At 71.3% G+C, this 12,781-nt stretch carries 14 protein-coding genes; 6 read left to right on the forward strand and 8 right to left on the reverse strand.

Annotation, left to right across the window (positions count from 1 at the left end; all coding sequences use genetic code 11):
• Nucleotides 1-76: 76 nt before the first annotated feature.
• The gene (locus F9C12_RS39020) at nt 77-940 is read left to right on the forward strand and encodes a LysR substrate-binding domain-containing protein (RefSeq protein ID WP_409463795.1); all 864 of its coding nucleotides are present in this window, start codon (nt 77-79) and stop codon (nt 938-940) included.
• On the opposite strand, the gene shbA is transcribed toward F9C12_RS39020, so the two are convergent.
• Nucleotides 917-2,059: an RNA polymerase sigma factor ShbA gene (shbA, locus tag F9C12_RS39025; protein WP_409179320.1), complete on the reverse strand. Its 1,143-nt coding sequence runs from the start codon at nt 2,057-2,059 to the stop codon at nt 917-919. The genes F9C12_RS39020 and shbA overlap by 24 nt on opposite strands.
• Before the next feature lie 446 nt (nt 2,060-2,505).
• Here shbA and F9C12_RS39030 point away from each other — a divergent pair, with 446 nt between their 5' ends.
• Nucleotides 2,506-2,775, forward strand: a complete 270-nt coding sequence (locus tag F9C12_RS39030) for a WhiB family transcriptional regulator (protein WP_009080567.1) — start codon at nt 2,506-2,508, stop codon at nt 2,773-2,775.
• Between the two features lie 530 nt (nt 2,776-3,305).
• On the opposite strand, the gene F9C12_RS39035 is transcribed toward F9C12_RS39030, so the two are convergent.
• Together F9C12_RS39035 and F9C12_RS39040 are read right to left on the reverse strand one after the other, a co-directional pair.
• A complete protein-coding gene (locus F9C12_RS39035; protein WP_409179321.1) occupies nt 3,306-4,859 on the reverse strand; it encodes an MDR family MFS transporter in 1,554 nt (517 codons plus the stop codon).
• 37 nt (nt 4,860-4,896) lie between these two features.
• Nucleotides 4,897-5,505: a TetR/AcrR family transcriptional regulator gene (locus F9C12_RS39040; protein WP_409179322.1), complete on the reverse strand. Its 609-nt coding sequence runs from the start codon at nt 5,503-5,505 to the stop codon at nt 4,897-4,899.
• A 99-nt stretch (nt 5,506-5,604) separates the two neighbouring features.
• Between F9C12_RS39040 and F9C12_RS39045 the strand changes: the two genes are divergently transcribed.
• Together F9C12_RS39045 and F9C12_RS39050 are read left to right on the forward strand one after the other, a co-directional pair.
• Complete coding sequence (locus F9C12_RS39045) at nt 5,605-6,348, forward strand: SDR family NAD(P)-dependent oxidoreductase (RefSeq protein WP_409463796.1); 744 nt, start codon at nt 5,605-5,607, stop codon at nt 6,346-6,348.
• A 158-nt stretch (nt 6,349-6,506) separates the two neighbouring features.
• Complete coding sequence (locus tag F9C12_RS39050; RefSeq protein WP_409463797.1) at nt 6,507-7,733, forward strand: LCP family protein; 1,227 nt, start codon at nt 6,507-6,509, stop codon at nt 7,731-7,733.
• Nucleotides 7,734-7,960: 227 nt separating this feature from the next.
• Here F9C12_RS39050 and F9C12_RS39055 read toward each other — a convergent pair whose 3' ends face one another.
• From F9C12_RS39055 to F9C12_RS39070, 4 genes are read right to left on the reverse strand one after another with little or no spacing between them, the layout of a single operon-like run.
• Nucleotides 7,961-9,316, reverse strand: coding sequence for a sensor histidine kinase (locus F9C12_RS39055; protein WP_409463798.1), 1,356 nt, complete (start codon nt 9,314-9,316; stop codon nt 7,961-7,963).
• Nucleotides 9,313-9,990 (reverse strand): winged helix-turn-helix domain-containing protein, encoded by a 678-nt coding sequence (locus F9C12_RS39060; RefSeq protein ID WP_409463799.1) that lies wholly within the window; start codon nt 9,988-9,990, stop codon nt 9,313-9,315. Before F9C12_RS39060 ends, F9C12_RS39055 begins: the two co-directional genes overlap by 4 nt.
• 50 nt (nt 9,991-10,040) lie before the next feature.
• Complete coding sequence (locus F9C12_RS39065; protein WP_409179327.1) at nt 10,041-10,202, reverse strand: hypothetical protein; 162 nt, start codon at nt 10,200-10,202, stop codon at nt 10,041-10,043.
• Nucleotides 10,199-10,588: a hypothetical protein gene (locus F9C12_RS39070; protein WP_409179328.1), complete on the reverse strand. Its 390-nt coding sequence runs from the start codon at nt 10,586-10,588 to the stop codon at nt 10,199-10,201. Before F9C12_RS39070 ends, F9C12_RS39065 begins: the two co-directional genes overlap by 4 nt.
• A 141-nt stretch (nt 10,589-10,729) precedes the next feature.
• Between F9C12_RS39070 and F9C12_RS39075 the strand changes: the two genes are divergently transcribed.
• Complete coding sequence (locus F9C12_RS39075) at nt 10,730-11,101, forward strand: winged helix-turn-helix transcriptional regulator (RefSeq protein ID WP_409463800.1); 372 nt, start codon at nt 10,730-10,732, stop codon at nt 11,099-11,101.
• Nucleotides 11,102-11,133: 32 nt separating this feature from the next.
• On the opposite strand, the gene F9C12_RS39080 is transcribed toward F9C12_RS39075, so the two are convergent.
• Nucleotides 11,134-11,901 (reverse strand): IclR family transcriptional regulator, encoded by a 768-nt coding sequence (locus F9C12_RS39080; protein ID WP_409463801.1) that lies wholly within the window; start codon nt 11,899-11,901, stop codon nt 11,134-11,136.
• Nucleotides 11,902-12,058: 157 nt separating this feature from the next.
• Here F9C12_RS39080 and F9C12_RS39085 point away from each other — a divergent pair, with 157 nt between their 5' ends.
• Nucleotides 12,059-12,769 (forward strand): CoA transferase subunit A, encoded by a 711-nt coding sequence (locus F9C12_RS39085; RefSeq protein ID WP_409463802.1) that lies wholly within the window; start codon nt 12,059-12,061, stop codon nt 12,767-12,769.
• Nucleotides 12,770-12,781 lie beyond the last annotated feature (12 nt).

Genomic DNA, 12,781 nt, shown 5'->3' on the forward strand with positions numbered 1-12,781 from the left:
CTCCCGCCGCCGACGGTCATTCGGAACCCCGATGACCGTACTGACTGTCATTGCGATTACCGATAACATGGCCCGCATGCTGGATCCCCGGTTGTGCCGTTCTTTCCTTGCCGTGGCGGAAACCCGCAGCTTCACCGCGGCGGCGAGGCGCTTGGGCGTGGGGCAGCCCACAGTCAGCCAGCACGTCCGGCGGCTCGAGTCCGAAGCCGGCGGGCTGCTGTTCGCGCGCGACACGCACGCGGTCGACCTGACCGCGCGCGGGCAGGCGATGCTCGGGTTCGCGCAGACCATTGTGGACACCGAGGACCGCGCGGCCCGGCATTTCCGCGGCGCGCAGGTGCGCGGGCGGGTCCGGTTCGGGGTGTCGGAGGACTTCGCGCTCGGCGAGCTGCCGGAAATCCTGCGGCGGCTGCGGGAAAGCCATCCGCTGGTGGACGTCGAACTGCACGTGGAACTGTCCGATGTGCTCGCCCGCCGGATCGCCGACGGGCGCCTCGACCTGGTGCTCGGCAAACGCCGCCCGGGCGCGCCCGGCCCGGGACGGCTGCTGCGCCGCGAACCGCTGGTGTGGATCGGCTCGGCGGCGACGGAACTCGCGCCCGGCCATCCGGTGCCGCTGGTGCAGTACCCGATGCCGTCGGTCACGCGGCAGCTGGCGGTGGAAACGCTGGAGCGCGCCGGGATGGAATGGCGCGCGGCCTGCCAGACCTCGAGCCTGACCGGCCTGCGCGCGGCGGCGGCCGCGGGACTCGGGATCACCGTGCACGCGCGGAGCCTGGTGCCGTCCGATCTGGTCGAATTGCCCGCCGAACTCGGTCTTCCGGACCCGGGTGCCGTGGATTTCGTTCTGCTGTCGAGGGATGCCAGCGAGGGGCCGGTGGCGACGTTGGCGGAGTTCGTGGTGGCGCGGATCGGGTCAGCGCCGGCGTTCGAGGACTGAGCGAAGCCGCAGCAGCGCGCGGTGTTGCGCGACCCGGACCGCACCCGGGGTGGAGCTGACTGCCTCGGCGGCTTCCTCGGCGGAAAGCCCGACTACTACGCGCAGCAACACGATTTCCCGCTGTCGTTCCGGCAGCAGCTGCAGCAGCCGGGCCAGCTGCCGGTTCAGTTCGCTGCGCAGCGCCCGTTCCTCCGGCCCGTCGGCGAGATCGACCGCCTCGGGCAGTTCGGCCACCGGCTCGGTCCGGTCGCGCGCGTGCGCTCGGTGCGCGTCCGCCACCTTGTGCTGCGCGATCCCGTAAACGAACGCGAGGAACGGCCGCCCCTGGTTCCGGTAGCCGGGCAGCGCGTTCAGCAGCGCCAGGCAGACTTCCTGCGCCACGTCGTCGGCCGACGAATACGAGTCCGCGCCGCCCAGCCGGGCCCGGCAGTAGCGCACGATCAGCGGCTGCACCGCGGCGAGCAGGTCCCGCGCCGCCTCCGGATCGCCGTCGACCGCGGCGCGCACCGGGCCGTCGAAGCCGAACCGGCCGGCCGGGACCCGCGGCGCGGCCAGCGCGCTCGCCTCGGTTTTCACCCGGGTCAACGCCTCTTCGACGTCGAGCGCCGAGCGCAGCGCGTTGACCAGTGCGGATTCGGCTTCGCGCAATGCGGTCATCAGGGCCTCCTCGCGCCCGGCGAGGCCGAGCCGGTGTTTCAGCCGTTCCCGGGCGTGCCGCAGATTCGAGCGGACCGTGGTGCCCGCCATGCCGAGCGCCGAGGCGATCGCGGCGGGCGAGAACCCGTCGAGCGCCCAGGTCAGCACCGTGCGCTGGGTCTCCGGCAGCGTCGAAAGCAGTTCGACCCCGCGCGCGTTCCGCTCCACGGCCGCGGCCAGCCGGTCGCCCGGCGGGTCCTCGGCCGGGGCCCCGCCGTCGAACCACGCCTGCTCGGCGGCGAGCCGCGCGGCGGTCAGCCGCACCGCCACGCGCGGGTCGCCCGGCGGCGGCCACGCCCCGGTTTCCTGGACGAACGCCTCCACCGCCACCTCGCGCGCCGCGCCCGGCCCGAGCCCGCCCGCGCACAGGAACGCCACGAGGCGAGGGAAATCGCCCCGGAAAAAGCCGTCGAACCCCGCCACGCGCACCCCCTCCCGATCGCGGACTTGTCGAACAGGTGCGGTGACGCGCCCGTGGGATGTAACGATCCGGTCACGGAAATGTGGTTAGGTCCGGCGCTGGCGGGTACCTGGCTGGGACGGGCCGTTCGCCCGCGGCCGCTGCGGAAGGGGGAAACGGTGCGCGGAAAAGGAAATCCCGGGCTGCGCGGGAGCGTGGAACGACCGGCGCGGGGGCCGTAGCACGTCCGGCGGCAACCGAGTCCGCGATGTGAGCTGAATCGAAATTCCGCGCGCCGGCGGTGATCGGTGGTAACTTGGAAAGCCGGTCGTCCGGCGGGTCCTTCGCGGCCCGGGGCGGTTCGGCCGAAAAGCCCACCGAACATCCTCCGAAGGCATGGTGCGCCCGTGCGCGCGGAGAACTCGGTTGACCACGGTTCGACACTGAGGACAGGAGGTGAAAAGCAACAATGGAACTCACGGCCACCAGCTGGCTCGCCCGCGCGGCGTGCCAGGACGAGGACCCGGAACTGTTCTTCCCGATTTCCGACATGGGTCCGGGGGCGCAGCAGGTCGCGAAGGCCAAGGCGGTCTGCGCGCGCTGCCCGGTCCGCGCGGAATGCCTTTCCTATGCTCTCGACAACGGTCTCGGCAACGGGATCTTCGGGGGAACCACCGAGCTGGAGCGCCGGAAGCTGGTTCGATCCGGCTCCGCCGCCGCACGGCATCGAGTCGCCTGACCGCGAGCCGGTGACCATTTCCCGGCGGCGAAGGCGCTAGCAGTTTCCCCCACCACGACCGGCACGAGCCCGGAACTCGGTGGTTGCGCCCGGGCGGCGATCGCACACCGCGATCGCCGCCCGGGCGTTTTTTATTCTTCGAACGTTTCGGCGAGTCGCTGCGGCGCCAATGCCGCGGTTTCGGACGCTGCCATCGCGGTGACCAGTCCGTTTCGGACGGTGAGGACGCGGCCCGCGCGAAAGCGCGATAAACCGATTCGCCCGGTCCGCGCAGTTATCCGGCGAGCGCGGATCGAGTCCGATTGCGACTGTCGAACCACGGCTAGCGCCCGCACTTCCGCAGCAGCCCCGTTTCGGCCGCGGTCGTACTGTCCGATGCGGTTCGGCAGTGTCCTTTGCGGACCGATCGAGCACGTCGCGCAGCCGCAGCGGGAGCACCTGGACGGCGGCGAGGAACGCCAGTTCGGCGGTTTCCCGTTCGACGACCGCGGTGCCGCGGTCGTCGAACGGGAAACCGGGGCGACGGCAGCTCAGGCGGCCTCGTCGGCCAGCCGTTCCAGCCCGCTCTTCGTCTTGAGCGGCAGGTGCTTCAGGAACGCCACCGCGACCACCACGAGCAGCGCGATCGGCGCGCTGATCAGGAACAGGTCGCTCGTCGCGATGCCGTAGGCGTCCCGGATCACCGCCACGACCGGCGCGGGCAGCTGCGCCAGGTCGGGCACCTTCCCGCCGCCGGAACCGCCCGCCGCGGCCGGGCCGAGGCCTTCGGCGACGAGCGTGCCGACCCGGCTGGCCAGCACCGCGCCGAGCGCGCTCACCCCGATCGACCCGCCGAGGCTGCGGAAGAACGACAGCGTCGAGGTCGCCGCGCCGAGGTCGGCGGCGGGCACGTCGTTCTGCGTCACCAGCACCAGGTTCTGGTTGAGCATGCCCACGCCGACGCCGAGCACCAGCATGAACAGGCTCAGCTCCGCCACCGAGGTGTGCGCGTCGATCAGCCCGAGCAGGCCGAGGCCCGCCGTCATCAGCACCGCGCCGAGCAGCAGGAACGGCTTCCACCGGCCGGTGCGGCTGATCAGCTGGCCGGACACGGTGGACGAGACCAGCAGGCCGAAGATCATCGGCAGGCTCATCAACCCGGCCACCGTCGGCGATTTGCCGAGTGCCAGCTGGAAATACTGCGAAAGGAACACGGTGCCGCCGAACATCGCGACGCCGACCAGGAAGCTCGCGACGGTGGCGAGCGTGACCGTGCGGTTGCGGAACAGCGCCAGCGGCACGACCGGCTCGCGCACCTTGGACTCGACCCACACCGCGAGCACCAGCACGAGCACGCCGGCGGGCACGAGCACCGCGGTCTGCCAGGAACCCCAGGCGAAGGTCGAGCCGGCCAGCGACGACCACACCAGCAGCGTCGAAACGCCGAGCATGATCAGGAACGCGCCGAGGTAGTCGACGTGCACCTCGCGGCGCAGCGTCGGCAGGTCCAAAGTGCGCTGCAGCAACAGGATCGCGGCGAGCGCGAACGGCACGCCGAGGAAGAAGCACCAGCGCCAGCCGAGCCACGAGGTGTCCACGAGGACGCCGCCGATCAGCGGCCCGGCCACGGTGCCGACGGCGAAGACCGCGCCGAAGACGCCGGAGAACTTGCCCAGTTCGCGCGGCGAAACGATGGCCGCCATGATCACCTGGGCGAGCGCGGTGAGTCCGCCGCCGCCGATGCCCTGGGCGATCCGGCTGAGGATCAGCACGTCGATGTTCTGCGCGAGACCGGCCACCAGCGAGCCGACCACGAACAGCCCGAGCGAGAGCTGGATCAGCAGTTTCTTGTTGTACAGGTCGGAAAGCTTGCCCCAGAGCGGGACGGTCGCGGTCATCGCGAGCAGTTCGGTGGTGACGACCCAGGTGTAGGACGACTGGCTGCCGCCCAGCTCGGACACGATCCGCGGCAGGGCGTTCGCGACCACAGTGGACGCGAGGATGGCGACGAAAATGCCCATCATCAGGCCGGACATCGCCTGCAGCACTTGCCGGTGGCTCATCGCCGGGGACGGCGCGGGCGACGCCGCGGTGGACAGGGACATGACAGTCCTTTCCGGACTCGGGAAGACTCGGGGGAGTTCAGCGGGGGTCGGGCAGGCCGGCGGCAGCGGCCGCGGCGGCCTCGTCGAAAATCTCGAGCAGCGGCTGGGCCCCGTTCCGGGCGGCCCACCTGCTGAGCGAGGTGTTGAGCACTCCGCCCGCCACCGCCAGCAGCAGCGACGGGAACAGGTCCTTCTCCGCGTCGGTGCCGGAACGCCGGGCGATGGCGGCGATCATCGGACCGCGAGAGCCGGAGTTGAGCGTCGTCGCGCGGATGAGCAGCGACGGATCGCCGTGGATGATGCGCAGCCGGGTCAGCCACTCGTCGCGGTCCCGCTCGATGTCGGCGAGGTCTTCCCGGACGGTCGCGATGAACGCGGGAAAGGCCCCGACGCCTTCCGGCTGCGCGAGGAACCGGGCGATCGTCTGCTCGGCCCGCTCCGCGTGATCGGCGTACGCGAGCAGCACGGCGTCTTCTTTGACGGCGAAGTAGTTGAAGAACGTCCGCGCGGACACGCCCGCTTCGGCGGCGATGTCGTCGACAGTCACCTGGTCCAGACCACGCTCGTCGATCAGCCGAAGCGCGGCGAGAGCGATGGTGCGGTGGGTTTCGAGCTTCTTGCGCTCGCGCAGGCCGGGAGGGGGCACTGGATCAGCGTAGCCAGTTCTTGCAGAGTCTGCAAAGTTGCAGTTTGTGAATCAGGGCACGCGTGCCGCCCGGAGATCGGACTGGCAGACTCACCCCTCGTGAGCGGAACGGTGCTGGTACTAGGCGGACGCAGCGAAATCGGGACGGCGGTGGCCGTCCGGCTGGCGCGGGGCGGGGCACGGCGGTTCGTGCTCGCCGCGAGGCCGGGCGCGGATTTGAGCGAGCAGACGGCCGCCTTGCGCGAGGCAGGCGCGGAGACCGTCGTGACCGAGGACTTCGACGCCGACGACCTCTCCGCGCACCGTCCGCTGCTCGATCGCGTCCTCCAGGAGCACGGTCCGCTCGAGACGGTAGTGCTGGCGTTCGGCATCCTCGGCGACCAGGCCCGTGCGGAGACTGACGCCGCGCACGCCACCGCGATCGTGCACACCGATTACGTCGCTCAGGTGTCTGTGCTCACTCACACGGCGGAACTGTTGCGCACACAGGGTTCCGGAAACGTGGTCGTCTTCTCGTCGGTCGCCGGGATCCGCGTGCGGCGCGCGAACTACGTGTACGGCTCGGCGAAAGCGGGGCTCGACGGCTTCGCTTCGGGGCTGTCCGACGCGCTGCACGGCACCGGCGTGCACCTGCTGCTCGTGCGCCCGGGCTTCGTGATCGGCCGGATGACCGAAGGGATGTCGCCCGCGCCGTTCTCCAGCACCGCCGACCAGGTCGCGGACGCGACTGTGGCCGCGTTGCGCCGGCGCCGGGAAGTGGTGTGGGTGCCGGGCGTGTTGCGCTTGGTGTTCGCGGCGATGCGGTTCGTGCCGCGCGCGGTGTGGCGGCGGATGCCGCGCTGAACTCCCTGTGCTCGAAGGGATACCGGCTGTCGCGGCGGGCTCGGCCGAACGGGCAGCATCACATCTTCGCGACAGGTTTCTCAGGCTATTCCCAGCTAACGCGGTGATCCTCGGACGCGGGGGTCGAAATCCGTCCCCGGGGAAGCGAGGAACCGGCCGTGCTGATCACGTCCCGGGGCCGCCGGATCGGCGGCCGTGCGGTGCTGGGGGTGGTGTCCACCCTGGTGCTGGGCGCCACCGGATTCGCGTGGTCGCAACTGCACCGGCTGGACACGAGTCTCGTCACCGCGGACGTCATCGCGCCCTCCGCGCGGGTTCCGGACACCCCGGCCGGGGAGCCGCTCACCGTCGCGCAGAACATCTTGCTGGTGGGCCTCGATTCGCGCACCAAACCGGACGGAACGCCGTTGCCGCAGAACGTGCTCGACGCGCTGCACGCGGGCGGGGGCGACGACGGCGGCAACACCACCGACACGATGATCGTCGTGCACGTCCCGGCAGGCGGGGCGGCCGCCACCGCGATTTCCATTCCGCGTGATTCCTATGTGGACATTCCTGGTTACGGCAAGCACAAGATCAATTCCGCGTACAGCCGGGCGCGGGCCGATCAACGGGGAAAGCTTGCGCAGCAAGGAATGAGCGGCCCGGCGCTGGAGGTGGCCGCGGACGAGGCGGGGGCGAGGTCGGCGATCGCCGCGGTGCAGAAGCTCACCGGGCTCACCATCAACCATTACGCCGCGGTCAATCTCGCCGGGTTCGCCGCGCTGAGCCAGGCGGTCGGCGGAGTGCGGGTGTGTCTCAAAGCGCCGGTGCACGATCCCTTCTCCGGCGCGGATTTCCCCGCCGGACCGCAGACCGTCTCCGGCACGCAGGCGCTCGCCTTCGTCCGCCAGCGGCACGGCCTGCCGGGCGGCGACCTGGACCGGATCGCGCGGCAGCAGGCGTTCATGTCGGCGATGGCGAAGACTGTCCTGGGCTCCGGCACCCTCGCCGATCCCGCGCGGCTTTCGTCCCTGGTGGACGCTTTGGAAGGTTCGGTCACCCTCGACCAGGGCTGGGACCTGCTGAGCTTCGCCCAGCGCCTGCACGGCCTCAGCTCGGGCGCGATCGCGTTCGGCACGATCCCGGTGCAGAGCCTGTCGCTGGCCACCCCGTCCGACGGCGACGCGGTGAAGGTGGATCCGGCTCAGGTGCGGCAATTCGTGCAGACGCAGATCAGCTCGCCGGACGTCGCGGCCTCCGGAGAAACCCCGGATCCGAGCACGGCCCGCCAGCCCGCGAACGCCGGCGCGGTGCGGCCGATCGCGGAGACGACGACGCCGACTCCTCCAGCGGGAACCCCGGCACAGCCGAAGCTGACGACGGCGAGTGGTTGCGTGAACTGAGCAGGTGCGCGGGAGCCGTGATGTGGCCGGTCGCCAGGACCAGGCCGCGGGGACTCCGACGCAGCCGAAGCTGACGACGGCGAGTGGTTGCGTGAATTGAGCTGGTGTGCGGGAGCCGTGGTGTGGCCGGTCGCCAGGACCACGCCGCGGGGACCCCGACGCAGCCGAAGCTGACGGCGAGCGGGTGCGTGAATTGACCCGCTGACGACCTCCAACTGAGCCCTCGCTTAGTCGGCCATCGGCAGGGTGATCGTGAACGCCGCTCCGCCTTCCGGCGCGGGCCCAGCCGTCAGCGTCCCGCCCATCCGCGTCACCAGCCCGTGCGCCAGCGCCAAGCCGATGCCGGACCCGACCGGGCGGCTGTCGCGGTACCGCGCATTGAGCACCCCGCGTTCAAACGCCACCGGGTAGTCCTCCGGCGCCAGCCCCGGCCCGCCGTCCCGGACCGACAGGTGTGCGTGCCCGTCCGCGACCGTCAGCGCGAACACCATCGGCGCACCCGCGGGCGTGACGCGCAAAGCGTTCTCCGCCAGGCCGTCCACGACCTGGTGCAGCCGTCGCGCGTCGGCGATGACCAGGGCGGTTCCCGGGGGAGCATGCACAGTGAGCGGGACGTCCGCGCGGGCGCAGCGCAGCTGCCACACCTCCGCGCAGTCCCGGACCAGCGCGACGAGGTCGAGCGGGCCCAGGTCGAGCTGGAATTCGTCGGCGCCGAGACGGGCGAGTTCCAGCAGGTCGGACACCAGCCGTTCCAGGCGTTGCGCCTCGCGGTGGATCGTTTCCCCGGCGCGGCGCGCGTCCGGGCCCTCGGCGACCCCGTCGGCGATCGCCTCCGCGAAACCGGTCACCGCGGTCAACGGGGTGCGAAGTTCGTGCGACACCGACAGCAAGAACTCCCGTTGCCGGGCTTCGCTGCGGGCCAGCGCGTCGGCGAGTTCGTTCAGCGAACCCGCGACTTGCGCGACCTCGGCGGGTCCTTCGACCGGCACCCGGACGTCGCGTCGCCCGGCCCGGAGGCTGCCCGCGGCGGCGGCCGCACGGCGAAGCGGGCGGCCGAGCAAACGCCCGGAGACGTATCCGGCGACGGCGGCGACGAGCAGCCCGATGCCCAGCGCCAGCAGGATGTTGCGCAGCAACGCATGTTGCGTCGCTTCGGCGCTGCGCACCGGCTGCACGAGCGCGAACGCGGCTTGCGGTCCGACCGGCCGCACTTCCACGAGGTAGTCGACCCCGCCGATCGCGACCCGCGCCGAACGGTCCTTTCCGGACTCGAGCCCGGCCCGTTCCGCCGCGCGCACCGCCGTCGCCGGTCCGGAATTCTGGCCGCTGACCCGGTGCACGACGACCTCGATGCCCTGCCCCCGCACGACCGCGGCCGCCTTGCCGAGCGCGAGCCGGTTGCCGATGCCGGTGTCGTCGAGCTGCCCGGCGATGACGTCGGCCTGGTCCCGCAACGACTGCTGCAGCACCGAATCCGCGGTGGTGCGGACCAATCTGGACGCGACCAGCCCGGCCACGAGCACCGCGATTCCGGCGACCGCCAGGCACACCACGGTGATCCGGAGCGCGAGCGTGCCTTTCATCCGTCCGCCGCGTAGCCGATGCCGCGCACTGTCCGAATCGGACTGTCGTCGCCGAGTTTTGCCCGCAGCTGCGCGACATGCACGTCCACCGTGCGAGTCCCGGCCGCGGCGGCATAGCCCCAGACCGCGCTGAGGAGCTGATCCCGCGAAAGCACCTGACCGGGATGCCGCAAAAGATAGGCGAGCAGATCGAATTCGGTGGAGGTCAGCGCGACCTCAGCCTCGCCTGCCCAGACGCGGCGGCCGGGGACATCGACGCGCACGCCGCCGCAAGCCAGCGTCGTGGCCGGACTGCCGGACGCGCGACGCAACACCGTCCGTACCCGGGCGGCGAGTTCGCGGGGGCTGAACGGTTTGGTGAGGTAGTCGTCCGCGCCGATTTCGAGGCCCAGCAAGCGATCCAGCTCGTCGTCGCGGGCCGTCACGAACAGCACCGGCGTCCAGTCGCCCGCCGCGCGCAGCGCCCGGCAGATCTCGATGCCGTCCATTCCGGACAGTCCGATGTCGAGCACCACGGCGACCGGCCGCACCCGGCGGATCGCCGCGAGCGCCTTCGCCCCGTCCGGCTCGACCTCGACCCCGAACCCGTCGCGCCGCAGGTACAGCGCGGCGAGTTCGGCGATCGCGGTCTCGTCCTCCACGACCAGGACGAGACCGCGGCCAGCTGACCCCATGCGGGCTCCCGTTCCTCCGGCCGACTGCGTCGGGGGAAACGGTACGCGGGTCACCGCTGCCCGTCGCCCGCCATCTCGGACTGGATCGAGTCCAGCGTGGACTGGATGCTGCTCAAATCGCCGTCCGGCGACGGCGCGGAACCGTTGTCGCACGCCACGCAGCCGAGCCCGACGACGGCAGCCGCGGCGGCGAGCACGAGCAGCCGCTTCACTTGGGCGCCTGGCAGTGCGCCGCGGTGAACGCGTCGAGCTGCTTCGTCGCGTCCGCCAGCTCGCCGAGCCGGCTCTGCCGCTTGTCCGCCCGCTTCTGCAGCCGGTCGGCCTGCGCGGCGTGGCCCTTGGTGCGGGCGTCGTTCGCGCGCGCCTTGAGATTCGCGACCGAGCCGGAAACCTCCGGTCCGCCGTTGATCCGGTTGGTCAGGTTCTGGGCCTGTTTGCGCAGTTTCGGCACCCAGGCGGTGCACATCTGCTGCACCTCCTGCGGGCTCAGCGTGACCGGGGCCGGCGCCTGCGTGTCGGCGCTGGCGATCGGCGCGGCCACGAGCAGTCCGGCCGCGATCCCGCAGCCCGCCAGTGCCAGCCGCTTCGTTCCTCGCATCGTTGTCGTCCTCCCGGGTCGATGTTCCGCCGACCACCGTCGCGCGCGGCTGTACGAGGGGTGTGGGACAAGTGTTCGGGTTCGGTAAAGCCTGCCGGCCCGGGGGAGTGTTACTCTCTAGCGGAGAGTGAGGAGGCCGCCGTGCTCGGAAACCCGTACGACCGCGACTGCCCGACGCGCCAGCTGCTCGACCGCATCGGCGACCAGTGGACGGTGCTGATCGTCGGCGCGCTGACCGACGGCCCGCTGCGCTTCACCGAGATCGGCAAGCGCGTCGACGGCATCTCGCAGAAGGTCCTGACGCAAACTCTGCGCAGTCTGGTCCGCGACGGCATCCTCGTCCGCACGGCGTACCCGGTGATCCCGCCGAAGGTCGAATACGAACTCACCCAGCTGGGCCGCAACCTCGCAGAACCGCTGGAACTGCTGGACCAGTGGGCCCGCCAGAACATGGACCAGGTGACGGCGGCGCGAGCGGCCTACGACGCGGAGAACGCCGCCACCGCCTCGTGAGCGGCGATCGCGGTTCTAACCGTGATCAGCACTCACGAGGGCTGCCGCAGCACGTTCGTCAGCGTGTGCGCCTCCTTGAGCAGCAACGCCCCCAGCTCCGCCCGCCGCTCCTCCCGGAACCGCGACTCCACCCCGGTCAGCGTCAGCGCCCAGGCCGGTTCCCCAGCCGGGTCGAACACCGCCGCCGCCATTCCCCAGCTTCCCTCGACCACCAGCCCGGGATTGGTCGCATACCCGTCCTCCCGCGTCCGCGCGATCCGGGCGCGCACGTCCTCCGCCCGGTGCGCCGGGCCCCATTCGGCCGTCAGGTCCACTGTGGACAGGTACTCCTCGACCTCCCGGTCCGGCAGCATCGACAGCACCACCAGCCCCGCCGACACCACGCCCAGCGGGAACCGCGCGCCCTCGTACAGCACGAACGACCGGATCGGGAAGTCGCCGTCCTCGCGCAGCAGGCAGACCGTCTCGTTGCCGCGGCGGGCGGAGAAGAACGCGCTCTCCCCGGTGGCCGCGGCCAGCCGGTGGACGCTCGCGCGCGCCTGCTGCGTCACGTCGTAGCGCGGGGCGGCCGCCTCGCCCAGCAGGTACAGCTCCGGGCCCAGGTACCAGCGGCCGGTTTGCCGGTCGCGGTCGACGTAGCCCTCGGCGGCCAGCGACGCGAGCAGCCGGTGCACCGTCGGCCGGGCCAGGCCGCACTGGCGCGCCAGCTGAGAGGTCGACGCTCCGTCGCGGTGGGTGGACAATGCGCGCAGGACCGCGGACACCCGTCCGACGACGTGGTCTGGAGGCGAGGTGGGCACGGCATCGAGGGTACGTCCGCTCAGCGGACGCATCGGGCGCGGGTGTTCGGTGCGCGAGAGCTTTGCCGGGGATCCCGGCGTGTCGGTTGACCCGTTTCCCCTGCGCTGGGTTGTATGCGGGGACTGACCACTCACCGAACGAAGTGGAGAGGATGCCGTGCCGACGAAGTACCGCAGCGCCGCGGAGGCCCTCGACGGGCTGCTCGAGGACGGGCTGACGATCGCGGTCGGGGGCTTCGGCCTCACCGGGAACCCGAACGACCTCATCGAGGCGGTCCGGGACTCCGGCGTGCGCGATCTGACGATCGTCTCGAACAACATGGGAGTCGACGGGGCCGGGCTCGGCATCCTGCTCGAGAACCGGCAGGTGCGCCGGGTGATCGCGTCGTACGTGGGCGAGAACAAGCTGTTCGCGCAGCAGTACCTCGACGGGACCGTCGAGGTCGAGTTCACCCCGCAGGGCACGCTCGCCGAGCGGATGCGGGCGGGCGGCGCGGGCATCCCGGCGTTCTACACCAAGTCCGGCGTCGGCACGCCGATCGCCGAGGGCAAGCCGCACGCCGAGTTCGACGGCGTCACCTACGTGCAGGAGCGCGGGATCGTCGCCGACCTTTCGCTGGTGCACGCCTACGTCGCGGACCCGGCCGGGAACCTGGTCTACCGGTACGCCTCGCGGAACTTCAACCCGCTCGTCGCCACCTGCGGCAAGGTGACCATCGCCGAGGCCGAGCAGATCTCGGACGACTACCTCGACCCGGAGCGGATCATCACGCCGGGCATTTACGTCCAGCGGCTGATTCAGGCGGTCGAGCGGGAAAAGCAGATCGAGAAGCGGACTGTCCGCGTGCGCGAGGAGGCGTCGGCGTGAGCTGGAGTCGGG

The sequence above is a fragment of the Amycolatopsis sp. GA6-003 genome (genome assembly GCF_046267895.1).
Classification (GTDB): domain Bacteria; phylum Actinomycetota; class Actinomycetes; order Mycobacteriales; family Pseudonocardiaceae; genus Amycolatopsis.